The organism is Pseudomonas brenneri (assembly GCF_007858285.1).
Taxonomy (GTDB): Bacteria; Pseudomonadota; Gammaproteobacteria; order Pseudomonadales; family Pseudomonadaceae; genus Aquipseudomonas; species Aquipseudomonas brenneri.
Genome location: NZ_VFIL01000012.1, coordinates 130,832 through 154,814 on the forward strand (window position 1 = coordinate 130,832; position 23,983 = coordinate 154,814).

18 protein-coding genes are annotated in these 23,983 nt (G+C 60.6%); 7 read left to right on the forward strand and 11 right to left on the reverse strand.

From position 1 onward, the window contains the following. Positions 1 to 25: 25 nt before the first annotated feature. Genes FJD34_RS23610 through FJD34_RS23620 form a run of 3 tightly spaced genes read right to left on the reverse strand, consistent with a single transcriptional unit; the run spans position 26 to position 5,598 of the window. Complete coding sequence (locus FJD34_RS23610) at positions 26 to 3,169, reverse strand: CusA/CzcA family heavy metal efflux RND transporter (RefSeq protein WP_032859880.1); 3,144 nt, start codon at positions 3,167 to 3,169, stop codon at positions 26 to 28. An 18-nt stretch (positions 3,170 to 3,187) separates the two neighbouring features. After that, a complete protein-coding gene (locus FJD34_RS23615) occupies positions 3,188 to 4,357 on the reverse strand; it encodes an efflux RND transporter periplasmic adaptor subunit (protein ID WP_090292980.1) in 1,170 nt (389 codons plus the stop codon). A gap of 17 nt (positions 4,358 to 4,374) precedes the next feature. Beyond that, on the reverse strand, positions 4,375 to 5,598 hold the full coding sequence (locus tag FJD34_RS23620; RefSeq protein ID WP_065944329.1) for a TolC family protein: 1,224 nt from the start codon (positions 5,596 to 5,598) through the stop codon (positions 4,375 to 4,377). Positions 5,599 to 5,781: 183 nt separating this feature from the next. Here FJD34_RS23620 and FJD34_RS23625 point away from each other — a divergent pair, with 183 nt between their 5' ends. Continuing rightward, complete coding sequence (locus tag FJD34_RS23625; protein WP_032859875.1) at positions 5,782 to 6,456, forward strand: heavy metal response regulator transcription factor; 675 nt, start codon at positions 5,782 to 5,784, stop codon at positions 6,454 to 6,456. Positions 6,457 to 6,459: 3 nt separating this feature from the next. Here the strand turns inward: FJD34_RS23625 and FJD34_RS23630 are convergent, their stop codons facing one another. Together FJD34_RS23630 and FJD34_RS23635 are read right to left on the reverse strand one after the other, a co-directional pair. Next, positions 6,460 to 7,356, reverse strand: a complete 897-nt coding sequence (locus FJD34_RS23630) for a cation diffusion facilitator family transporter (protein ID WP_090292979.1) — start codon at positions 7,354 to 7,356, stop codon at positions 6,460 to 6,462. A gap of 180 nt (positions 7,357 to 7,536) precedes the next feature. Then, positions 7,537 to 8,823 (reverse strand): MFS transporter, encoded by a 1,287-nt coding sequence (locus FJD34_RS23635; RefSeq protein WP_065944331.1) that lies wholly within the window; start codon positions 8,821 to 8,823, stop codon positions 7,537 to 7,539. 181 nt (positions 8,824 to 9,004) lie between these two features. On the opposite strand from FJD34_RS23635, the gene FJD34_RS23640 reads away from it, so the two are divergent. From FJD34_RS23640 to FJD34_RS23650, 3 genes are all read left to right on the forward strand, one after another. Beyond that, positions 9,005 to 10,423, forward strand: coding sequence for a short-chain fatty acid transporter (locus tag FJD34_RS23640; protein WP_032859871.1), 1,419 nt, complete (start codon positions 9,005 to 9,007; stop codon positions 10,421 to 10,423). 735 nt (positions 10,424 to 11,158) lie between these two features. After that, positions 11,159 to 12,328 carry a hypothetical protein gene (locus tag FJD34_RS23645; protein ID WP_032859870.1) on the forward strand — a complete coding sequence of 390 codons (1,170 nt, stop codon included), beginning with the start codon at positions 11,159 to 11,161 and terminating at the stop codon, positions 12,326 to 12,328. Positions 12,329 to 12,487: 159 nt separating this feature from the next. Beyond that, positions 12,488 to 13,012 carry an SET domain-containing protein gene (locus FJD34_RS23650; RefSeq protein WP_032859868.1) on the forward strand — a complete coding sequence of 175 codons (525 nt, stop codon included), beginning with the start codon at positions 12,488 to 12,490 and terminating at the stop codon, positions 13,010 to 13,012. Here the strand turns inward: FJD34_RS23650 and can are convergent. The 3 genes from can to FJD34_RS23665 form a co-directional block, all read right to left on the reverse strand. Then, entirely contained in the window at positions 13,009 to 13,653 is a 645-nt protein-coding gene (gene can / locus FJD34_RS23655; protein ID WP_029295821.1) for a carbonate dehydratase, read from the reverse strand. The genes FJD34_RS23650 and can overlap by 4 nt on opposite strands. 180 nt (positions 13,654 to 13,833) lie before the next feature. Next, entirely contained in the window at positions 13,834 to 14,286 is a 453-nt protein-coding gene (gene rimI, locus FJD34_RS23660; RefSeq protein ID WP_032859866.1) for a ribosomal protein S18-alanine N-acetyltransferase, read from the reverse strand. Then, positions 14,279 to 15,031 (reverse strand): energy transducer TonB, encoded by a 753-nt coding sequence (locus tag FJD34_RS23665; RefSeq protein ID WP_090292978.1) that lies wholly within the window; start codon positions 15,029 to 15,031, stop codon positions 14,279 to 14,281. Before FJD34_RS23665 ends, rimI begins: the two co-directional genes overlap by 8 nt. 228 nt (positions 15,032 to 15,259) lie before the next feature. Between FJD34_RS23665 and mksB the strand changes: the two genes are divergently transcribed. Genes mksB through mksF form a run of 3 tightly spaced genes read left to right on the forward strand, consistent with a single transcriptional unit; the run spans position 15,260 to position 20,068 of the window. After that, on the forward strand, positions 15,260 to 16,534 hold the full coding sequence (gene mksB, locus FJD34_RS23670) for an Mks condensin complex protein MksB (protein ID WP_032859862.1): 1,275 nt from the start codon (positions 15,260 to 15,262) through the stop codon (positions 16,532 to 16,534). After that, positions 16,524 to 17,231, forward strand: a complete 708-nt coding sequence (gene mksE, locus FJD34_RS23675; RefSeq protein WP_032859860.1) for an Mks condensin complex protein MksE — start codon at positions 16,524 to 16,526, stop codon at positions 17,229 to 17,231. The genes mksB and mksE overlap by 11 nt, the downstream gene beginning before the upstream one ends. Beyond that, positions 17,228 to 20,068, forward strand: coding sequence for an Mks condensin complex protein MksF (mksF, locus tag FJD34_RS23680; protein ID WP_032859858.1), 2,841 nt, complete (start codon positions 17,228 to 17,230; stop codon positions 20,066 to 20,068). The genes mksE and mksF overlap by 4 nt, the downstream gene beginning before the upstream one ends. Before the next feature lie 67 nt (positions 20,069 to 20,135). Here the strand turns inward: mksF and FJD34_RS23685 are convergent, their stop codons facing one another. From FJD34_RS23685 to FJD34_RS23695, 3 genes are read right to left on the reverse strand one after another with little or no spacing between them, the layout of a single operon-like run. Next, positions 20,136 to 22,439, reverse strand: a complete 2,304-nt coding sequence (locus FJD34_RS23685; RefSeq protein WP_032859857.1) for a PqiB family protein — start codon at positions 22,437 to 22,439, stop codon at positions 20,136 to 20,138. Next, positions 22,432 to 23,055, reverse strand: a complete 624-nt coding sequence (locus tag FJD34_RS23690) for a paraquat-inducible protein A (RefSeq protein ID WP_032859855.1) — start codon at positions 23,053 to 23,055, stop codon at positions 22,432 to 22,434. The genes FJD34_RS23685 and FJD34_RS23690 overlap by 8 nt, the downstream gene beginning before the upstream one ends. Then, positions 23,042 to 23,701 carry a paraquat-inducible protein A gene (locus tag FJD34_RS23695; protein WP_032859853.1) on the reverse strand — a complete coding sequence of 220 codons (660 nt, stop codon included), beginning with the start codon at positions 23,699 to 23,701 and terminating at the stop codon, positions 23,042 to 23,044. The genes FJD34_RS23690 and FJD34_RS23695 overlap by 14 nt, the downstream gene beginning before the upstream one ends. Positions 23,702 to 23,983 lie beyond the last annotated feature (282 nt).

Sequence of the window (23,983 nt, forward strand, 5' to 3'; positions counted from 1 at the left end):
TGTTCTCCCGGCCACCATCCCCAGCCTACACGGGCTCCTCGTCGCGGCGATGAGCCCACTGATACAACGCTGGCAGCACCAGCAACGTCAGCAGCGTCGAAGAAATAATCCCGCCAATCACCACCGTCGCCAGCGGCCGTTGCACTTCGGCGCCGGTGCCGGTGGCCAGGGCCATGGGGATAAAGCCCAGGGAGGCGACCAACGCCGTCATCAACACCGGACGCAAGCGCGTCAGCGCCCCTTCGTTGATCGCCACCGACAACGAGCGCCCTTCCTCACGCAGGTTGCGGATGAAGGCAATCATCACCAGGCCGTTCAGTACAGCCACCCCCGACAGTGCAATGAACCCCACCCCAGCGGAAATCGACAACGGTATATCGCGCAGCCACAGCGCCATGATCCCACCGGTCAACGCGAAGGGGATCCCGGTGAATACCAGCAGCCCGTCCTTGAGGTTGTTGAACATCATGAACAGCAACCCGAACACCAGCAGCAATGCCACCGGCACCACCACCCGCAGGCGTTCGGACGCCTCCTTGAGTTGCTCGAACTGGCCACCCCAGGTGGTCCAGTAGCCGGCGGGGATCTTCACCTGCTGCGCCAGCGCACTTTCCGCTTCTGCGACAAACGAGCCGATATCCCGCCCGCGCACGTTGGCGCTGACGATCACCAGGCGCTTACCGTTTTCGCGGCTGATCTGGTTCGGGCCCAGGACCAGGTCCAGGCTGGCGACTTGCGACAAGGCAATAAAACCCAGTTGGCCCGAGGTGTTGCCGGCCAGCGCCGGGATCGGGATCAATAGCCGCGACAAGCCTTCGATATCGGTACGCAGGGTTTCCGATAAACGCACCACCATGTCGAAACGCCGATCACCTTCGTACAGCATGCCGGCCTTGCGCCCGCCCACGGCGACGGCGATGGTGTCTTGCACATCGCCCACATTCAGGCCAAACCGCGCCGCCTTGTCACGGTCGATATTGATGGTCAGCACTGGCAGGCCAGAAGTTTGTTCCACCTTCACTTCCGAAGCGCCATTGAGCTTCTGCAAGGTCTCGGCAATCTCCCCGGCGGTCTTGTTCAGAACGTCCCGATCATCGCCAAACACCTTCACCGCCACATCACTGCGCACCCCGGAAATAAGCTCGTTGAAGCGCAGCTGGATCGGTTGCGACAGCTCGTACTGACTGCCCGGCACAATCGCACTGGCCCGCTGGATCTCGGCGATCAGGGTTTCACGGGACTTCTTCGGATCGGGCCATTGATCCTTGGGCTTGAGCATCAGATAGCTGTCGGAAATATTCGGTGGCATCGGGTCGGAGGCGATTTCCGCGGTGCCGGTCCGGGCAAATACCCGCTGGATCTCCGGCACCTGGGCCATCAAGGTTTTTTCCAGTTGCTGCTGCATCTGTACCGACTGCGTCAGGCTGGTGCCCGGCACACGCATGGCTTGCTGGGCAAAGTCACCTTCGCTGAGGCTGGGGATAAACTCGCTGCCCATGCGGCTGGCCACGGCGCCAGACACCACAATGGTCAACAGCGCCAGGCCGAACGCCCAGCTACGGTGCGCCATCACCCAATCCAGCACCGGCGCATAGCCCCGGCGTGCGGTGCGCATTACCCAGTTCTCTTCTTCCTTGACCTTGCCGGTGACGAACAGCGCAATGGCCGCCGGGACGAAGGTCACCGACAGAATCATCGCACCGAGCAATGCCACCACCACGGTGAAGGCCATCGGGTGGAACATCTTCCCGGCCACCCCGGTCAGGGCAAAGATCGGCAGGTACACCACCATGATGATCAACTGCCCGAAGATCAGCGCACGACGCGCTTCCTTGGCGGCGGCGAATACTTCGTGCAGGCGCTCACTGCGCGTCAGCAGGCGACCATGGCGTTGCTGCGCATGGGCCAGGCGACGGATGGCGTTCTCCACGATCACCACCGCGCCATCGACGATAATCCCGAAATCCAGCGCGCCAAGGCTCATCAGGTTGGCGCTGACTTTGTTGGTGAACATCCCGGTAAAGGTGAACAGCATCGCCAGCGGGATCACCATCGCGGTGATCAGCGCCGCGCGGATATTGCCCAGGAACAGGAACAGAATCACGATCACCAGCAGCGCACCTTCGAAGAGGTTTTTCTTCACGGTGGCGATGGCTTTTTCTACCAGGTTGGTGCGGTCGTAAACCGTGACCGCCACCACGCCTTCAGGCAGGGAGCGGTTGATCTCTTCGAGCTTTTTCGCCACGGCCTGGGACACGGTGCGGCTGTTTTCGCCGATCAACATGAACACTGTGCCGAGCACCACTTCGCGGCCATTTTCGGTGGCCGCGCCGGTGCGCAACTCACGGCCGATATCGACCTGAGCCACATTGCGCACGCGGATCGGCGTACCGTCGACAGTGTTGATGACGATATTGGCAATGTCGTCGATGGACGCCACTTGCCCCGGCGCACGGATCAGCAACTGTTCGCCACTGCGCTCGATATAACCGGCACCGACGTTGGCGTTGTTACGCTCAAGCGCCGTCACCAGGTCGTTCAAGGTCAGGTTGTAGGCCGCCAGGCGCTTGGGGTCCGGGGCGACCTGATATTCCTTGGCGAAACCACCAATGGTATTGATCTCGGCCACGCCGGGCACGTTGCGCAACTGCGGCTTGATGATCCAGTCCTGGATCACCCGCAGGTCCGTTGGCGTATAGGCCGAGCCATCTTCCTTGCGTGCGCCGTCTTCAGCTTCCACGGTCCACAGGAAAATTTCCCCAAGGCCCGTGGAAATCGGCCCCATCGCCGTTTCAATACCGTCCGGCAACTGCTCGCGGGCCACCTGCAAGCGTTCGTTGACCAGTTGCCGGGCGAAGAACAGGTCGGTGCCGTCCTTGAAGATCACCGTGACCTGGGACAGCCCCGAACGCGACAGCGAACGGGTCTGCTGCAAGCCTGGCAAGCCGGCCATCGCGGTTTCAATGGGAAAGGTGATGCGCTGTTCGGTTTCCAGCGGTGAAAAACCGGCCGCCGCCGAGTTGATCTGCACCTGGACGTTAGTGATATCCGGCACTGCGTCGATGGGCAGTTTCTGGTAGCTGGCGATGCCGACACCGGCCATCAACAACACCGCCAGCAGCACGATGATGCGCTGCTCGATGGCAAATTGAATCAGACGTTCAAACATGAGGAATCACTCGCAGGATCAATGGGCGTGCTCGGCCGAAGCCTTGCCCAGCTCGGACTTGAGGACGAAGCTGCCAACGGTCGCCACCTGTGCACCGGCCTCCAGGCCCTGGCGCACTTCGACAAAGCCGTTTTCACTGACACCCAGCTCAACGTGGCGGGTGATGAAGCCTTCGGCGGTGCGCACAAACAGCGACGGTTTGTCTTCTACGGTCTGGATCGCCTCCACCGGCACGGTGACCGCCGCCGAGTAAGTATCCGTGGCCACCTGCACCGCCACGAACAACCCGGGGCGCCAGGAGTCGTCGGGGTTGGCCACGCTGACCCGTACCGTTGCGGTACGCGTCTGCTCACCCAGCAAGTTGCCGACATAGGCCACGGTGCCCATCACGTCGGTGCCCATTTCCGTGGAGCTGACCTTCACCGGTTTGCCGACCTGGACCTTGTTCAGATCCTTGGGGAACACACCAAACGTGACCCACACCTGGGACAGGTCCGACAAGGTAAAGGCGGCACTGGTCTCACTCACCACCTCGCCGACGCCCAGGTGTTTTTCCACGACCACGCCCGCAAACGGCGCACGCAATTCATAGCGATTGCCGCCGGCCAGGACCGCGCTGCCACTCAGGGCGTTCATCTTTTGCCGCGCGTTGTTCAGGGCGATCTCGGCTTCTTGCAGGGTCTGGCGCGCCAGCAGGTAATCCTGCTCGGCAGAGATCTTGTCCTGCCATAACTGGCGCTCGCGCTGGAAGGTGGTTCGGGCCAGTTCGACCCGGCGCTCGCTGGCCGCCAACTCACTGCGCTGATCAGAAATCTGCTGGCTGGCGATCACCGCCAACAGCTCACCCTGCTTCACCTTCTGCCCGAGGTTGACCTTGACCGATTCCACCACGCCCGCCGCACGCGGCACGATGTGGGAGGTGCGGTCCTCATCGAATCGCACCTCGCCCGGCAACGACAGCAACGTGCTGATTTGCCGGGGCTGAGCCTTGGCCAGTTGAATACCGGCGGCCTGGATCTGCTGCTCATTGAGCACCAGCGCGCCCTCTTCCTCTTCCTCCGCCGGCGCTTCGACGCTCGCTGCAGGTGCCGGTGCCGAAGGTGCAACGCTGGTAGCCGGCCAAAACACCATCGCCCCAAGGGCAATGGCCACTGCGACGGCCAGAGCCAGGCCTTGTTGTTTGTTCATGGGGAACTCCTGAAAGATCAAATGCGGGCGAGGTCGCCGTAAATCCGTTCGATGCGCACCCAGGCGTCAGTGGCCTGGGCGAGTGCGGCGAGGTATTGGGTGCGGGCTGCGATCAAGGTGCGCTGGGCGTCGAGCACATCGAGGAAGTTGAACTTGCCCATCTCAAAGCCACGGGTGGCGCTGTCCACCGCACTTTGGGCGGCGGGCAGGATCACTTGGTTGAAGGCCCGCACTTCACTGTTGGCGGTCGACCACAGGTCCAGGGCCTGGCGGGTTTCGGTGCGCAGGCGCAGTTCGGTGGCGTTGCGCAGGTCGCGCGCCTGGTCGGCACGGCGGCTGGCGGCCAGTACATTGCCCTGGTTGCGGTTGAACAGCGGGATCGGCATCGACACACCTACCAGGTTGACGCGCTCGCGGACGCTGGCGTCGTACTGGCTGCCGATGGACACGTCGAGGTCGGGAATCCGCTGGGCCTTTTCCAGGCCCAGGCCGGCTTCACGCTGCTGGATTTGCAGTTCAGCCAGACGCAGTTCGGCGGTGTTTTCCAGGCGCGCCAGCAGCTGTGTGCTGGACGGCAATGCCGGAATGGCTGAAGCGCCAGCCTCGACGCGCTGGAAATCGGTATTGGCGTTGCCGGTGATCGCCGCCAGTCGGCGATAGGCATCGGTCACGCCGATCTCGGCACGGCTGCGTTCCAGGCGGATTTCCGAGAGCTGTACCTGCGCGCGGGTGGCTTCGACCGGCGACGACTTGCCCGCCGTGACTCGGCCATTGGCAACCACCAGCCCGCGCTCGGCCAGCGCGACTGAACGCTGGGCCAGCTCCAGGCGTTCCTGGGCCCGCAGGGCGCCATAAAAGCCATCGATGACCTCGGCCCGCAACAGGTTGCGGCGCTGCTCCAGCTCCTGGGCGGCCGCATCTTGTGCCCGCGAAGCCACATCAATCCGCGCCCCACGCTTGCCACCCAGCTCCAGGGTCTGGGTCAGCTTGAGGGTGGTGGTGCGGGTGCTGCGGCGGGTGTCTTCGGCGTCCCAGGAGGCCACCGGGTTGGGGATCAGCCCGGCCTGCTGCCGACCGCCCTGGGCGATGTCGATTTCCCATTGCGCGGCGGCCAGGTCCGGGTTGTCGGCAAAGGCACTTTGCAGGGCCGATTCGAGGGTCAGGGTATTGGCGCTGGCCACTTGGACCATCGCCAATACCCCTATGAAGGAGCACACAATTGTTCTTAAAAACGTTGGCATAGCAAGCGTTCCACACCCATGAGTTGGCGGATAAATCCAAGCACGGGCAATGTAACTTTCGCCACTTATCAGAGGGGTGGCCAGAACATTACAAATCCGTTAGCAAAGGCTCTGGAACGGGCTTTTGCTTTAACCTTCGCGGCAACACGCTGATACTTTCCCCTGCCCCGAGGCACGCTCGACATGCGAATCCTGGTTATCGAAGATGAACTGAAAACTGCCGATTACTTGCATCAGGGACTGAGCGAAAGTGGCTATGTGGTGGACTGCGCGGCCAGCGGTGCCGACGGCTTGCACCTGTCCAGGCAACACACCTATGAACTGGTGATTCTGGATGTGAACCTGCCACTGATGGACGGTTGGGATGTGCTGCAGCGGATCCGCCAGACCAGCAACACCCGCATCATGATGTTGACTGCCCAAGGGCGCCTGGCCGACAAGATCAAGGGCCTGGAACTGGGCGCCGATGACTACCTGGTCAAGCCTTTCGAGTTTCCCGAACTGCTGGCCAGGGTCCGCACCCTGATGCGCCGCAGTGTCGAGGCCGCCGTGCCGGACGTACTGCGGGTGGGCGACCTGGAACTGGACCAGGGCCGCCACCGGGCCTTTCGCGGCAACCAGCGCATTGACCTGACTACCAAGGAGTTTGCGTTGCTGCACTTGCTGATGCGCCAGAGCGGCGTGGTGCTGTCGCGCACGCAAATCATCTCGTTTGTGTGGGACATGAACTTCGATTGCGACACCAACGTGGTCGAGGTCTCGATCCGCCGCCTGCGCGCGAAGATCGATGACCCGTTCGAGCGCAAGTTGATCCACACCTTGCGCGGGGTTGGTTATGTGTTGGAAGACCGCGAATAGCGGTCAGTGCGCGATCGGTTCCTGATGAAAACCCTCGCCTTCGATCTGGAGGGTGACGTGGGAAATATCGAATTGTTCATACAGCAACTCTGTCACCTGGGCCAGGATCTGTTGTTCGCTGCCCAGTGCCGGGTCCGCTACCAGATGGGTGCTCAGCACGTTTTTACCGCTGGTCAGGGCCCAGACATGCAGGTCGTGCACCTCCTTGACCCCAGGCACAGCGCAGATGGCCTGCTCCACTGCGTCGATATCAATACCGTCCGGCACACCTTGCAACAGCACGTTCATGCTTTCCTTGAGCAGCGTCCAGGTTCTTGGCAGGACCCAGAAACCAATCGCTGCGGCTACCACCGAGTCGACCCAGGCCCAGCCGGTGAACATGATCACCACCGCCGCCAGGATCACCCCGATGGAACCGAGCATATCGCTCCAGACTTCCAGGTAGGCACCCTTGACGTTCAGGCTTTCATCGCTGGCGGCGCTGAGCAGGCGCATGGAAATCAGGTTGACGATCAGCCCCAGCACGGCAATCACCAGCATGCCGGTGGACTGGATTTCGGCCGGTGCCTGCAAGCGCTGGTAAGCCTCATAGAGGATGTAGAACGCCACCACGAACAACAACAGCGCATTGAACGCCGCCGCCAGGATCTCGAAACGGGCATAACCAAAAGTGCGTTTGCGGTCAGCGGCGCGCTTGGCGACCTGGATCGCCACCAGGGAGATGGCCAGGGCCAGGGTGTCGGTCATCATGTGCGCGGCGTCGGACAACAGCGCCAGGCTGCCGGTGACAAAGGCGCCGATCACTTCGGCAATCATGAAGCTGCCGGTCAGCCCCAGGGCCAGCCATAACTTGCGTTCGTGGCCTGCGCGTACGGTGGCGTGGTTGTGTCCTGCGCTCATGGAATGTCCTCAAGGGGGGGATGTGCGCTGATCATAGAGCGATAAATGGAAACCTTCGGTATGGATTTCATTATTGTCATGCTGCGGCCATCAGGGTGTTAGCCAAGCAAGACATAGGGGGGCTGTCAAACACCTTGCCCAGTACAACAAGGATCAAAGGTGGGAGCTGCGTGTATCCAATCACGCCAGCGCGCCACGCCGGCCAAACCGCAACGCGCTGGCCACGCCGACCGCGCCCATCACCACGCAATACCCGACGCAAATCCACGGGCTGGTGGGCATTAATGCAATCAGCATCAGCGGTGTCGTGCTCGCCCACAGCGCGTAGGCAATGTTGTAGGTAAAGGAAATCCCCGACACACGGATCTGCGCCGGAAACAGGCTGACCATCACCGATGGCACTGCGCCCACCACCCCGCAACTCAACCCGGCAACGGCATATGCCGCACCCAGCCACACGCCGCCGGCGATCAGGCTGGCGTAGAGCACGGCGATACCGACCGGCAACAGCAGGCTGTAGACCAGCACCGCGCGCCAGGCGCCAATGCGATCCACCAACAGGCCGGCGAGCACGCAACCGATATTCAGGAAGACGATGCCCAATGCGCTCAGGGCGAAGGTGTGGCTGGGGCTCATGCCGAAGGTTTTCTGCATCATGGTCGGGGTGATCACGACCAGCACCACCACCGCCGAGGTCAGCACGCAGGTCAGGAGCATGGCCGGCAACAGCGCTTGCCGGTGGTCGCGCAATACCGTGCGCAGCGGCAGTTCGGCGTCGGCCTGGCGGCGCGCCTGCATGGCCAGGAATACTGGGGTTTCGCTGAGCCAACGGCGCAGCCAGACACCAATCACGCCAAACACACCGCCCAACAGAAACGGAAAGCGCCAGGCGTAGTCGAGGATTTGTTCAGCGGTGAACATCTGCGCCAGCAAGGTCGCCGTCAATGCCCCCAGCAGGTAACCGAAGGTCAGCCCGGCTTGCAGGAACCCCAAGGCATAACCGCGATGGTTGGCAGGGGCGTGCTCGGCGACGAAGACCCAGGCGCTGGGCACTTCACCGCCCACCGCCGCGCCCTGCAACACCCGCAGCGCCAGTAGGATCAGTGGCGCGAAATAGCCAATTTGCGCGTAGGTCGGCATGATCCCGATCAGCAGGCACGGCAACGCCATCATCAGGATGCTCAGGCTGAACACCCGCTTGCGCCCCAAGTGATCGGCAAAGTGCGCCATCAGGATGCCGCCCAGTGGTCGCGCCAGGTAGCCGGTGACGAAAATCCCGAAACTCTGCAGCAGGCGCAGCCATTCGGGCATTTGCGGAGGGAAGAACAACTGGCTCAGGGTCAGGGCAAAAAAGACGAAGATGATGAAGTCGTAGATTTCCAGGGCACCGCCCAAGGCGGCCAGGCCCAGGGTTTTGTAGTCGGAGCGGGAAAAACGCTGCGCCTGTGGATAAGTGCTGGCAGTCATGGAGAAGCTCGGCAGACAAACGAAAAGGCGTGCAGGTTATGAGCTGGGCCGGATCCTGGCAATCGCCGCGGATATATTCGTTTTACTCATTGATCCATGAAAATAACAACATTCCCAAATAAATGGCCTTGGGCCAAGATGCCTGCAATCCGCCCCATAATAAATACAAGAGGTAAATAACGTGGCCGATCCTATCGAAGAAAGCCGCTATGCCCGCTTTGCCCTGCGTTGCTCGAACTTTGCCGAACGCTGGTTTCCTGACTCCTGGGTGTTTGCCGCCCTCGCCGTGATCATTGTCGCCGTGGCGGCATTGGGCATGGGCGCGGCACCGACCGACGCCGCCAAGGCCTTTGGCGATGGTTTCTGGAGCCTGATCCCATTCACCATGCAAATGGCCTTTGTGGTAATTGGTGGCTATGTGGTCGCCAGCTCGCCGCCGGCCGTGAAGTTGATCGACCGCCTGGCGCGCATCCCGAAAAACGGCCGCTCGGCCGTGGCGTGGGTGGCACTGATCTCGATGGTTGCCTCGCTGCTCAACTGGGGCCTGTCCCTGGTGTTCGGCGGGCTGCTGGTGCGGGCCCTGGCCCGGCGCACGGATTTGCGCATGGACTATCGCGCCGCTGGCGCGGCGGCCTACCTGGGCCTGGGTGCCGTCTGGGCGCTGGGGCTGTCGTCATCGGCTGCGCAATTGCAGGCCAACCCGGCCAGCTTGCCGCCGTCGATCCTGGCAATCACCGGGACCATCCCCTTCACCGACACCATCTTTCTGTGGCAATCGGGCGTGCTGCTGCTGGCGCTGATCGTGGTCTCGCTGATCATTGCCTACGTCACCGCACCGGGCCCAAATTCGGCGCGTGACGCCAAGGCTTGCGGCGTGGACCCGGCATTCAACCTGCCCAAGCCACAACCGCCAAGCCGCCCGGGGGAATGGCTGGAACACAGCCCATTGCTGACCATCCTGCTGGCGCTGCTGGCCGCCGGCTGGCTGTTCCACGAGTTCTCGACCAAACCTGCGATCAGCGCGATTTCGGGGCTCAACACCTATAACTTCCTGTTCATCATGGTCGGCGCCCTACTGCACTGGCGCCCGCGCAGCTTCCTCGACGCGGTCACCCGCGCGGTGCCGACCACCACCGGGGTATTGATCCAGTTCCCGCTGTACGGCTCCATCGCGGCGCTGATGACCGTGGTCAAGGGCGGTGACGGCCAGACCCTGGCCCACCATATCTCGACCTTTTTCACCTCCATCGCCTCCCACGACACCTATGCGCTACTGATGGGCGTGTACTCGGCGGTACTGGGGTTCTTCATCCCGTCGGGCGGTGGCAAGTGGATCATCGAAGCACCGTATGTGATGCAAGTGGCCAATGACCTGCAATATCACCTGGGCTGGGCCGTGCAGATCTACAACGCCGCCGAGGCCCTGCCGAACCTGATCAACCCGTTCTATATGCTGCCGTTGCTGGGGGTACTGGGCTTGAAGGCGCGGGACTTGATCGGGTTTTCGTTTGTGCAGTTGCTGGTGCATACGCCGCTGGTGCTGTTTTTGCTGTGGGCGCTGGGGACGACGTTGAAGTACATGCCGCCGGTGATGCCTTAACCCTTGAGAGGCGCCCCCGTCATTGCGACGGGGGCACTAACTGCCTCTACTTAAGTTTACCGATAAACCCGCTAGATATTTCAAACAGGGAACCAAAAACTTCTGAAAACCACCTAACAGTGTCTTTTAGAATTCTCAAAAACACAAAATCAAACTAAGAGACGACCATATAAGCTTTAGAACTACAACTAGAGGTATTCATATGAAGATCACACCTTCAACTAATACACTAACACCTCAAAGCATGACAGAGGCCAGCAACACTCAAGATACTCACAAACAGAAACAACCGAAATTGAGAAAATTCATACAATTCATACCAGCTTTCGGCAAACCGAAAGGACGCGTAATATATTCAGAGTCCAATCCCAACCCGAGCATTTTCAAACCGGTTGTAAAGTTTACAAAATCCCCAACCTAGCTCATTGCTGAAAAAACTAAAGCCATAAATTTTTGACTCGACGATTATATAGGCTGCGAGAACTTCAACAATCTTCAAAGTCGTCAAAGTGTTTGGCTTCGCAGCCTGTATTGAACACGTCTATTCATAAAGCACCAACATCCCATTACCCGGGTGCTCTCATTGCAAGCTCATGGCAACCTGAGCAATACGCAGCATTTCACCGCTCCCTGCAAAAAACCGCATTTCCCGACGCATTTTCCCGGTCAGCCGCTACTGTGTGAGGGTAGGCATTCATCCCGCGCAGACGGGCTTTAGCTGACAAGGAAACACACATGTTTAAATCGACCAGGCTGTCCTTCACCTTTGTCGCACTTACTGTGAGCACGGTCTTACAAGCCGATGTCGAACTCGATCTGGGCACCGCGCAACGAGTCACGCAATTGTTCGCCTACCCCAACAATTGCAGTGTGATCTGCTTTCGCCCATGGACCCTGGAACAGACGGTTGAGCATTACCTCAACCAGAGTTTGCAGCGCGACGGCTACAGCCGGGCCCGCGTCAGTGTGAAGGCCAACGAGGATAAGGTGCTGGCCCACTTTACCGGCGTACCCGATGGCTATGGCCAGTCCTTGACCTCGCTGTTGAACACCGCTGACCTGGCCTACCAGGGCGCCAGCCGGCTGAACCGTGATGGCAAATGGCAATTTAGCTGGTACCTGTTCCTGCCACTGGGCATGGCCCTGGAAAACCGCAAGAGCATCGAGTTGATGCATTTCCCGCCGGATTATTCCCTGACCCATTACCAGGACTACCTGGAATCAGCCACCACCGACCGTTGGGCGACGTTACTGACCGCCAACGGTATACCCGCGACCCAGACCCCGGAATACCAGACCATCATCGATATTGCGCCGATTGCCGCGCCCTCATCGGCCGGCAAGGACCTGGAAGGTGTCTATGGCTATTTCACCGAGTACCAGACACGTATCGTCAGGGAACTGAGCCTGCACCCCAGCGGTTCACTGCCGATGCTGGCCTTTGGCGCGCCGGTGCGCAGTTGGGTCAAGCAACAATACGGGACAACTGTCGGGGTCCTGGGCCTGGCGCAGATCAACCCGGTGCCAGACAGCAAAGTCGCGGTACTGGGGGCCAATCACCCCAGTTACATCTGGTACGCCGCCAACCCGGACAGCTACGACGGTGACGAACAGAAAGCCGACGAGGCCGGCTTGAAAGTCATGGCCCAGGACTTGAGCGCAGCCTGCTGGCAGGCCGGGATGGGCCAGAAACCCGCCAGCGACCCCAATGTGTTGCTCAAGGGCTGCATGAAGACCTGGCAGGTCACGCGCAACGAGCAGACCTGCGAACTGTTCTACACCTCGGTTCGCGAGTTATCCCCTGATCAGGCCAAGGAAAAATGCACGACTCCGTCGGTCAGGACTCAGCTCAAGCGCCTGAAAAGCCCCATGCCAGAAGCCTCTGTCGCAGCGCCCGCCCTTTAACCGCGCCATTGGCTCTACACAAAAAACGCCGATATTCACTGTCAGATTTGACAGTAGATATCGGCGTCCACTTGCGTAAATCTTGGGTCGTGCCCATTTGCTGTACGACTGGCAGTCATATCACCACCAGGAGGTCGATGCAGCCCGACAAGGAGTCCTATGAAAACCCAGGCCATGGACGAGGTGCCAGTTGCTGCGAGTGACTGTCTTTATCCGTTCGCAACCCTGCTGGCCAAAAACGGCTACCCCTCGCCCCGACACTTCGAGGTGGTACGCACCAGGAACGGTCGCGCAACCGGGATCAAGGCCAAGGTCGCCTTCGACAGCCGCGTGCGCATCGCCAGGATTTCCGGGCACGCCCTAGGTGAACGGCGCTTGCATACGCTGCAAGTGTCTTCGCGCATCCACTTGTACGACCCGTGGTTCAGCGGCCTGCTCCTGCATTCGTGCGACCCGAATGTGTTTCTCGACATCAGCGAGCTGGAGCTATGGTCGATCCAGGCCATCCGCCCCGGCACCCTGCTGACGATGGATTACGCCACCACCGAAGACGTGCTGCACCAGCAGTTCCCATGCCGCTGCGGCGCCGGGAACTGCCGGGGCTGGATCACCGGCATGAAAGAGCCCTTGAACGCCGAGGGCCAGTTGTTCATGGAACAGTGGCGCCAGCGCAAGCGCTATTAAATGGCCTCTATCGGGCGCAGGCGGTATTGCGGCGGCAGTTGCTCAAACCCGGTGATGGTGGCGTTGAGGCTTTTCCAGCGACCGTCCTTGATCCCGTAGATGCAACCGTGGATCGACAGGCTCTGCCCACGGTGCCAGGCGTTCTGCACAATGCTGGTGTGACCGACATTGGCCACTTGCTGGATGACATTGAGTTCACACAGGCGATCGACGCGTTCCTCTTCGGTGGGCAACTGGGCCAGCACTTCGCGGTTCTCGTAGTACAGGTCGCGGATCGAACGCAGCCAACCGTCGATCAGGCCGAACTGGCGGTCCTGCATCGAGGCACGCACGCCGCCGCAGCCGTAGTGGCCGGTGACCAGGATATGTTTGACCTTGAGCACATCCACGGCGTACTGGATCACCGACAGGCAGTTGAGGTCGGTATGCAGCACCACATTGGCCACGTTGCGGTGTACAAACAGGTCGCCTGGCAACATGCCGACGATCTCGTTGGCCGGCACCCGTGCGTCCGAACAGCCGATCCACAGGTATTCCGGGGTCTGCTGGCGGGCGAGCTTGGCGAAGAATTCGGGATCTTCCTGTTTGATCGCATCCGCCCAGCGTTCGTTGTTATCAAGCAGGTCTTGTAGTTCGTTCATCAGGTCAGCCTCAGGAATCATGCGCAGGTATGACAGACGACCACCCGTCGAGGTCACGCTCGGGGGTAGATAGGCACACTATAACCCCGACAGCATGAGCAATTACGACGCCAAAAAGGCTGAAGGTGATGATAAAAACAGCCCGCTCCCACACAAGCCCTGTCTACAGGGGATGCTGTTTCAGTCGACCAGGGTACAGGCCATGACCACTGCGTCTTCGCGCCCACCCGCAACCGGGTAGTAATCGCGACGGCGGCCGATTTCGTTGAAGCCGTAGCGTTCATACAGGCGGAATGCGCCGGTATTGCTGTCGCGCACTTCCAGGAAGCATTCCCGCGCGCTGGCGGCATACGCCCTGGACATCAGGTGCTCCAGCAATGCCAGGCCCAGGCCACGGCCCTGGTTTTCCGGTTTGACGGTGATGTTCAGCAAATGCGCTTCATCGAGGATAATCTGCACTACGCCGTGGCCTACCTGCTGCTCGCCTTCGAACATCAGCCAGATCTGGTACTTGCCCAGCCCGTCGAGAAAGATGCCACGGGTCCAGGGGTGGCTGAACGCCGCGTATTCGATTTTCAGCACGGCATCGAGGTCAGCCTCGATCATCGGGCGGAAGGATAAAGCCTCACTCATCGGTTGTTTTCCAGCGCGCCATCAGCCGGCGCATGGCTTGCCAGACATCAGCCTTACGCTGTGGCTCTTCCATTAATAATTCCAGGCCCGGCAAGGCCCAGACCGAGCCCAGGCCGTCGATCTGCAGCTCGCGGTACCAGGCCTCGGCATTCGCCTCACCGGCAAACCGCACGGCGGGCAGGCCGATCAGCCACAGGCAGACACAAGGTTCATCTTCCAGGCGCGCCGAGACAAAACCTTGCACGAAGTCACGCGCGGCGTCCGGGCCCTGGTCCATATTGCCGCGCACCAGCAACGGCCAGCGCACCGGCTCGCCGACGATCTGCGGGCTGTCGGGCAGGCCGGCGGCGCGCAGCATGTCCTTGAGCAGCAGATAGGCAGGGTCGCGGGCCTGGAAACGTTCGCCGGTCGGCAACTCCACCAACAACAAACAGCACCCGGCCCGCAACAGTTGCAGGGCAAAGCGTGGCGGCGGTACGACCGCAGCCTTGGCGACCGGCGCCGGGGCATCGTCGGCCACTGCCGCGACCTTGGGCGCCGCTGACGGGCGCGGCACTTCGATCTTGACCCGCTCCGATGGGCGCACGGGCGCTTCAGTCGTGGGCTTGACGACCGCAACCGGCGCCGCCGCTTCCTCGCCCGAAGCGTCGAACGGCTCGAACGGTTCCAGCGCTTGCAGCAGTTCGGGCCGCGACGGTGCGGCAAAGGGCAATTCGGTGCGCGGCAGCCAGTTGACCACCTGCATGGCGGTCAAGTAAGCGCGACGTCGGGACTCGATAAGCAAGGCTCGGCCACTTGTGGATAACTAAAGAGCGCAGATTCTACCGCCCTTCGGCAACGATCGCCCACCGTTGATGCTTTTCTCTGCATTCCTGAGTGTCCATCGCGAACGCGCCCTGACCGGCTGTGGATAAATCCCGCGCCTGATGCAGTACAATCGCTGCTTTTAATCGCCAACCAGCCGGCCATTCCGATGATCGAACCCAAGCGCGTCTTGCGCGCCCTCGCCGAACACTGGGCCCTGCTTGAGCCACTGTGCGAACACTTTGACCAAGGCACCCTGAGCCTTGGCGAGTTGCGCGCGCAACTGGCGGCCCAACAACTGGACAGCACGCCACAGGACATCACCAGCCTGCTGGACGTGTGGATTCGCCTGGATATCCTGGTACCTGTCGCCAAGAGCCCGAACCGTTTCGAGCTCAATGCGCAGATCCATGACTTCCTGGCCTATCTTCGCAAGGAGCACCGGCTAGGCCTGTGCCTGGAAATCGAAGCCTACCTGCGCCATCTTGAGCGCTTGGCCGGCTATATCCAGGACGCCTTCGACATCCGCGACGGCCATGACCTGGCCCGTCAACTGCGGCTGTTGGACATGCGCGTGCGTGACGTGCTGAAAAAACTCGCCAACGACGAACAGGCCCTCGCGGCCGTAGCCGACCGCGCCAAGACCAGCGACCGGCAGATCCCGTTGCGCCAGCGCTATGCCGAGGTCCTGGCGACCTGGGACGAGTACGTCGAGCCGATGATTCAACTGGTGAACGCCGACGGCGCCTTCGAGCAAGGCGTGCGCAAGGTGGAAAACGTGCTGCTGCGCATGCTCACCGAGCAGCAGCGCCTGGGCCACCTGGTGGATGACGACATGTTGCTGCGCACCCACGCGCGCATCCTCGAAATGCAGACCAGCGCCCAGTTGACCTTGCGTCATGCCCGGGAACTGCTGCTGCCGCTGCGTGAAGAAGCACGCCGGCACAACGCCGTGACCCGTGGCGCCGCCTTGGCTCTGTCGGCGATCCGGCGCAAGGGCCTGGACGCCGTGCCGCAAGCGGCGATGCCAATGTTTACCCGGCCGCAAAGTACCTTCCTCGGCAGTGCCAGCCAGGTGGAGGCTTATGTGTATGCCCTGGCAAACTTCGAACCAAAACCTGCGCGTTTCCCCAAGGCCCACAAATCCCACAAGGGCGAAGCCCAGCGTGCGCCGCGTACGGTCAAGGAGATGCTGGAGCGTTGCGAAGACGCCCTGCCGATGCCGGACCTGATGACCTGGCTGCTGGAACAGGAACCGGACGGTGCCACCGACGAGTTGCTGTACTGGTTCTCGCGCCTGTCGCGGGAAAAGCGTTTCAAGCGCGAGCGCCTGGAACGCCAGGATTACCATACTCACGAGCATCAGGTCAGCCTGCGCTCATTCGCCCTGCTCCCGGCCACTGACGCGGCCGAGCACTCTGCGAGCACCCCTCATGCATCTTGATCTATCCGAACTGTCCCAACTGGCGCCGATCTTTCGCGAGTTGTTCAAGGGTTACCACGTCAGCCGCCGCGACCCGGAGCTGTACGCACAACTGTCGAACTTCCAGGACCAGTACCGCACGCTGTTCAAGGCCCTGGGCTTTGAGCTGGTGTGCGATACCCGTGGCTTCTACTACTTCGTGCCGGACACCGCCGTCGCTGCCGCGCAGGTCAACAAGACCGCACAGCGCCTGGCACTGTTCACCTTCATCATCGTCGAACACCTGGCCGACCAGGGCCGCGACCCGATTGCCGTGCTGGATGGTGGCAGCCTGGGCCGCGATGAGTTGCCCTCCTTGCTGGAGAAATACCGCGACCTGTTTATCCAGGCCGAAGTGCAGACCCAGGAAGAGTTGGAAGAAAAAATCATGCGCCGCATGACCCAGCTCGGCTTTGCCAGTGAAGATAACGGCGTCTACCGCTTCCTGCCGCCGATGCACCGTTTCCTCGACGTGTGCCTGTCGGTCCAGGCCGACCGCGACCTGGCGGCCAGCGTGCACAGCGTGCTGCCGTTGCCGGCGCCGGTGATCATCGACGAAGACAGCGATGAAAAACTGCTGCAGACCGATGACCCGCTGGACCTCAGTGACTTTGCCGATGACAGCGAAGAAGACGCCCTGGCCCGCGCCATTGCCGAAGAACAGGAGACCGATGCATGAGCAAGGAACGCTACGGCATTCGCCGCTTCGCCTTATTGAACACCGCCGGCTACAGCCTGGGCCTGTTCCCGCTGGAAGAGCCGTTGTCGGTGTATGGCGCGAACAACCTCGGTAAATCGGCATCGATCAACGCCTTGCAGTTCCCGATCCTGGCGCGCATGTCGGACATGAGCTTCGGCAAGTACACCCTGGAACAGTCGCGACGCTTCTACTTTGCCACCGACACCAGCTATATCCTCGTCGAAGTATCCCTGCCCCATGGCCCCCATGTAATCGGTGTGGTCGGTCGCGGCCCGGGCGGTGGTTTCGGTCACCAGTTCTTTGCCTACGCCGGCAAACTGGACCTGGCCCACTATCAGAAGAACGATACCTGCCTGCGCCAGAAAGAACTGTTCACCAACCTTGAGCGCGAAGGCCTGAAAGCCTATGAACTCAAGCCCGATGAACTGCGCCGCTTGCTGGTCGGCGGGCATACCTCGATCCCGCTGGACCTGACCCTGATTCCGCTGCGCTCCACCAGCGAGCAGAGCCTGAAGACCTTCCGCGCGCTGTTTATCAACCTGCTGCACATGCGCGAAATCACTGCGGCCAAGCTCAAGCAACTGTTCCTTGATGCGTTCGAGCACAGCCTGCGCTCGGGCAGTGTGGATTACATCGCCGCGTGCGAAGAAGCCTTCCGCGATGTGCGGCGCATGGAGCAGGACTACAACTCCCTGGTCGCTGCGGGCCCTCTGGTGGAAGCGCTTTCCAACGGGGTGAAGCAGCGCGAAGTCCTGCGCGGCAAACTGCACCGTTTGTCGCCATTGCTCGATTCGCTGCTGGGCACCTGGTCGGACTACGCCAGTGCACGCAAGGAAGAGCTGACGATCCAGGCTGAACATTACCGCAACGAGCAGGATGCACTGCAGAACGATCAGCGCGGTGGCACCCAGGAACTGATGCGCCTGGAGCGGGAAATCAGCGGTATTCAACGCTGGCTGGGCGAGCTGTCGGTGCTCAAGCATCGCTTTGCGCTGGTCGATGACGTCAAGGTCCTGGAGCAGCAACTGCTGGCGGCCAAGGATGCGCACGACGAACTGGCCGGCGCCCTGGCGCAGTCGCGACAGTTCAGCGCCGAAGATCTGGATGAGCGCCTGCGCGACCTGGAAAAACGCCTGAAGTCGGTCAAGCAGCAACTCGATCACGCCGACAACAACAGCTACGCCAAACTTCGGGAAGAATTCTCACAGCAGGACGTCGAGCGTCTGATGCGCCTGTTCAACAGTTCGCTGTTCAGCCTGCCACTGGGCGAACATGGCATCACCCTGGATGAAGACGGCCAGTGGGTCAAATCCCTGGAACTGATCCTTGATGGCTTCACCGGCGAGCGCTTTGAAGTGCCGGGGCTGTCCATCGACATCTCGCACATCGAGCCACCGGCATTGCAGGCCCTGGCCGATCGTGCGGCATTGCGCGACCAGAAAGAGCGCCTGGAAAAAGAACTCAAGCAACTCAAGACCCAGCAAGCCGTGGCCTCTGACCGGGCGGCGAGCAAGACCCAGACTGAAGCGCTGTACCAGCAGGTACTGGATGCGCAGAAAGCCCTGGAAGACTTCCGCCGCAGCCAGACCCTGAGCGCCGAGGAAGGCGAGAAGCTGGAAAACCTGGCGCAGATGGAAGCTGCGCAGGACGAGTTGAAACGCTCCAGCGATGCCTTTACCGAGCGTGTCCAGCAACTGTCGGCCAAGCTGCAACTGGTCGGCCGACAGATCGGCGACATGGAAGCCAAGCAACGCACTTTGGATGACGCGCTGCGCCGTCGCCAGTTGCTGCCGGCCGACTTGCCGTTCGGCACGCCGTTCATGGATCCGGTCGACGATTCCATGGATAACCTGCTGCCGCTGCTCAACGATTATCAGGACAGCTGGCAAGGCTTGCTGCGCGCTGACGGGCAGATTGAGGCGCTGTACGCTCAGGTGCGCCTCAAGGGCGTGGCCAAGTTCGACAGCGAAGACGATATGGAGCGTCGCCTGCACCTGTTGATCAACGCCTACGCGCACCGTACCGATGAGGCCCTGACCCTGGGCAAGGCGCGCCGTGCGGCAGTGACGGATATCGCGCGGACGTTGCGCAACATTCGCAGTGACTACGACAGCCTTGAGCACCAGTTGGCACTGTTCAACCGCGAGATCAACAAACGCCAGGTGTCCAACCTGCAGAGTTTCCGTATCGTACTGGCGCCGAACAAGGAAGCGCTCAAGCATATCGACCAGATCATCCACAGTGCCGGTCAGTATGAGGAAGGCGAGACTCTGTCGGTGTTCGACCTCAGCCAAAGCGCCGAGCAGGACAACAAGAACGAAGAGGCCAAGGAGTACCTGGCGCGCCTGGTGGCTGCCAACCATAACCAGTTGGGGCTCAAGGATCTGTTCGAACTAGCGTTCGAGATTACCAAGGTCAATGGCCAGCCGGTGATTCATACCGATATCGACGGTGCTGCATCCAACGGCACCACCATGACCATCAAGGCGCTGACCAACATGTACTTGTTGTTGCACTTGATGGACCGCGACCAGGCCGGTCGCGTGCGCCTGCCGTACTACCTCGATGAGGCGGCGGATATCGACGAGAAGAACCAGGCAGCCTTGCTGGAAACCAGCCTGCAACTGGGCTTCGTGCCGATCCTGGCCAGTGTGAAGCCACAGGTTTCCGCCCAGGTGGCGATCGACCTGGAAGGTGGCAGCGGACCGAACGGGATCTACATTGATGAGGCGGACTGGAAGTACATCCGTCGTCATGATGTGGTGAAGGCGACGGTGAATGTGCAGGCGGCTGAGCCGGAGTTGGATGAGGTCTGATCGGCTGTACTGAAATGCAAAAAGGCCGCGATCTTTTGGATCGCGGCCTTTTTTGTGGCGCCTGGATTTATTTACCCAGGGGAATCTTCGGCGCCCAGATCAACCACTCGTCTTCGAACTTGTCGAACAGCGGGAACGTCTGCTCAGGTAGCGCCGGGTTGCCCATGCGCTCGCCGTCCGGAGTAGCAAAGGCGATTCCGCCCTGAATCAGGGTTTCCAAAGACTCGGTGCGCACCGTCGCGCCTTTGAACAGGCCGAAGTCCAGACCGAAGCCACTGCTGTTCCAGAAACGGCTGCCACCGCGAACCAGCGGTGCGTACTTGGGCTCGATCAGCACATGGATCAGCACGCGATCAGCGGTCTTGCCCAGCTCGTAACCCGTGACCTTGCCCACGGTGACTTCACGGTAGGTGACTGGCACGCCGACTTTCAACGAACCACGACGGGCGGCGCTGAGTACCAGGCTCAAGCCGGCTTCCTGCACGTTGGTTTCTGGTGGTTGGGCCAGGGCCACGAAGTTCTTTTGCGGACCGGTGCTTTTCACCGCGGGCAGAACCTCGATGTACTGGCCAGTGACCAGGGTTTCCAGGTTGGCGGTTTTCATCAGCCCCAACTCGGGCTTGACCACCCAGAACTGGCTGCCGGCACGGGCGATCCGCTCAGGGACCTCAGTGATACGTGCGCTGAGCATCACCGACTGCATGTCGGCGCTCAGGTCGACGCTTTCAATCTTGCCTACGTCCAGGCCTTTGAAACGAATCGGCGTATCGATGCGCAGGCCGTCGGCGCGGTCCACCTTGATGGTGATCAGGGTGCCACGTTGGCTGGAGGCTTCGTGATCGGCAAACAAGCGGAAACGCGGAATGCGATTTCTCAGCGGCACATTCGGCTCTGGGGTTTCAAAGGCGATACCACCGGCCATCAGGCTTTGCAGAGACTCGCTTTTGACCTGGATGCCACCGGTGATGCCGCCGGTCAGGGTCACGCCACTGGCGTTCCAGAATCGTGTGGAGCCATTGACCAGGCCTTCGTATTCCTTCTCGATATGTACGCCGATCACCAGTTGCTTGCGCTTGCGCGAGAACTGATAGCTCTGTACCGAACCAACCTTGACCTGCTTGTAGAGGATCGGGCTGCCGACCTCCAGGGAGCCGAGGCTCTCGGTGAGCAGGACCAGGTGCAAGCCTGGGGAGCGCAGGTCCAGCGGTGGCGCCTTGGGCCGGGCGACAAACTCGCGTTGCGGGCTGGCGCCTTTGTCGCCGGGGCGGATGGCAATGTAGTTACCCTTTACCAACGCTTCCAGGCCAGTGATGCCCGCCAGGGAAATGGACGGCTTGACCACCCAGAACTGGGTGCCTTCTACCAGGTAATCCTCGGCCAATGGGTCGAGGGTCAGGTCGGCGCTGGCGCTGGACAGGTCCGAGTCGACCTTGAGGGCCTTGAGACTGCCGACCTGGATACCTTTGTACATCACGGGTGTGCGGCCGGCCTGCAAGCCCTCGAAGTCACTGAGCTTGACCTTGACGCGGATGCCCGCTGCGGCGGCATCGAAGTCTTCGTATAGGCGGAACGGCAGGCTCGGGTCGGTGGGCGGGCTGTCCTTGCGATTCTCCGGCGTGGCGAAGGCAATACCACCGGCGACAATGCTCGCCAGGGACTCGCTGCGCACTTTGACCCCGGACAGGTTGGCGTCGATGCTGATGCCGCTGGCATTCCAGAAGCGCGTATGTTTGCGCACCAGGTTGGCGTAGGTCGGCTCGATATAGATCTTTACCTCGACGGTGTTCTGATCAGCGGACAGCAGGTAGCTTTTGACCTGGCCGACCTGGATCTGTTTGTAGAACACCGGGCTGCCACGGTCGAGCGAGCCGAGCCGCTCGGCCTTGACGGTCAGGTGCAGGCCGGGCTTGGCGTCGGATAAAGGTGGCTCTTCGGAGAGCGCCTTGAACTTGCGCGTGGGCTCGCCGTCGCCGGGGCTAGCGGCGATGTAGTTACCCGAAACCAGGGTTTCCAAGCCAGTAATCCCGGCCAGGCTGACGCTCGGTTTGACCAGCCAGAAGCGCGTATTGGCCTTGAGGTACTGCTCGACATCCTTGTTCATCTCGATGGTGGCAATCACCCCGCGATTGCTGCCCTCGTCATCCAGGGCCAGGGTCGTGACCTTGCCCACGGGCATGCCTTTGTAGACCACTTCGGTCTTGTTGACCTGGATGCCTTCACCGCTCTCAAAGCGAACCTGGATCTCGATGCCCGTCTGGGTGTAGGCACGCCATCCGAGCCAGCCGCCGATCACCAGGGCGATCAACGGCAGTACCCAAATGGCCGACCAGTTCGAAGCGGGGCGGGTTTTAGCCTTTGGCAAATCAGTCATGGTCGTCGTCCGACTCCGTGTTATCCCAAATCAGTCGGGGATCGAAAGTTACTGCGGCAAGCATCGTCAAAATCACCACACTGGCGAACGCCACGGCACCGAGATTGGCCTCGATACTGGCAAGTCGCCCAAAATTTACGACCGCTACCAGAATGGCGATCACGAAGATATCCAGCATGGACCAGCGACCGATAAATTCGATAAAGCGGTACATGATAATGCGTTGTCGGGCAGAAAGCGGCTGGTGACGTTGTACCGAGAGCAGTAACAACGCGAGGCCCACCAGCTTGAAGGTTGGCACAAGAATACTGGCGACAAACACGACAGTGGCAATTGGGAACATACCGTAATGCACCAGATCGATCACGCCGGCCATGATGGTGCTCGGGGCACCCTGCCCCATAGAGTTGATCGTCATGATAGGCAACAGGTTGGCCGGAATGTACAGAATCGCAGCGGTAATCAGTAAAGCCCAGGTGCGGGTCAAACTGTTCGGACGACGAGCGTGGACCAATGCGCCGCAACGGGTACAGGTTTGCTCGCCGGTATCCGGGTCCTGCCTGTTGAGTTCGTGACATTCGCCACATATCAGAATGCCTGCATCAATCGCCCGCATGTTCGTCCTCCCCTGACAACGCTTGCCAGATCTGATGAGGTGACATGACAACCTCCAACAGAACCTGAACCATTAACAGACTGACAAAGCAGGCCAATCCCAGGCCTATGCTCAGGGATGCCATGCCGGCCAGTTTCACGATCGCGACCAGCACACCCATCAGGTAGACCTCAAGCATCCCCCAATCGCGCATATGGTGATAAATGCGATATAGCAATAGGCCATAGCTGCGACCTACGTTCCAGCGAATACTGAGCAACACCGCCAGTTGGCACAGCAACTTGAGCAACGGAATGCCCATGCTGCACAGGAACACCACCACGGCGACGCCTTGCATGCCTGTATTGAACAGGGCGACTACGCCACTCCAGACCGTGTCTTCAGCAGTCTGCCCGAGTAGATTGAGCTGCATGATGGGTAGAAAGTTCGCCGGGATGTACAGCAATAACGCCGCGATCACCAAGGCCAGGCTGCGCTCGACGACATTGTAGCGGTGGGCGTACATCTCATAACCACAGCGTGGGCACAGGGCCTTTTCACCGTGCGCAAGCTCTGGCTTACGCATCAGCAAGTCGCACTCATGACAGGCAACCAGGTCCTCCAGCGGTAGGTCGGACACCTGGGGGGTATCAACCGGGTCGGACATATAGGGCTCTAAGTCTAAAATGATCAGGTGCCTATTCTAGTGTTCTGGCTCAGAAATAACTGTGCAAATTTGTCGGGATGAGCCGACTGCAAGCGCAAGGGAGAGTATGGGTTGGGCTTGGAATCTTGCAGCTGGAAACTTGAAGCTTGTAGCAGCCCCTTTCCGAGCGCCCAAAACAAAACCCCAACTGCTTTCGCAATTGGGGTTTCGGAATTTAATCTTGACGATGACCTACTCTCACATGGGGAAACCCCACACTACCATCGGCGATGCATCGTTTCA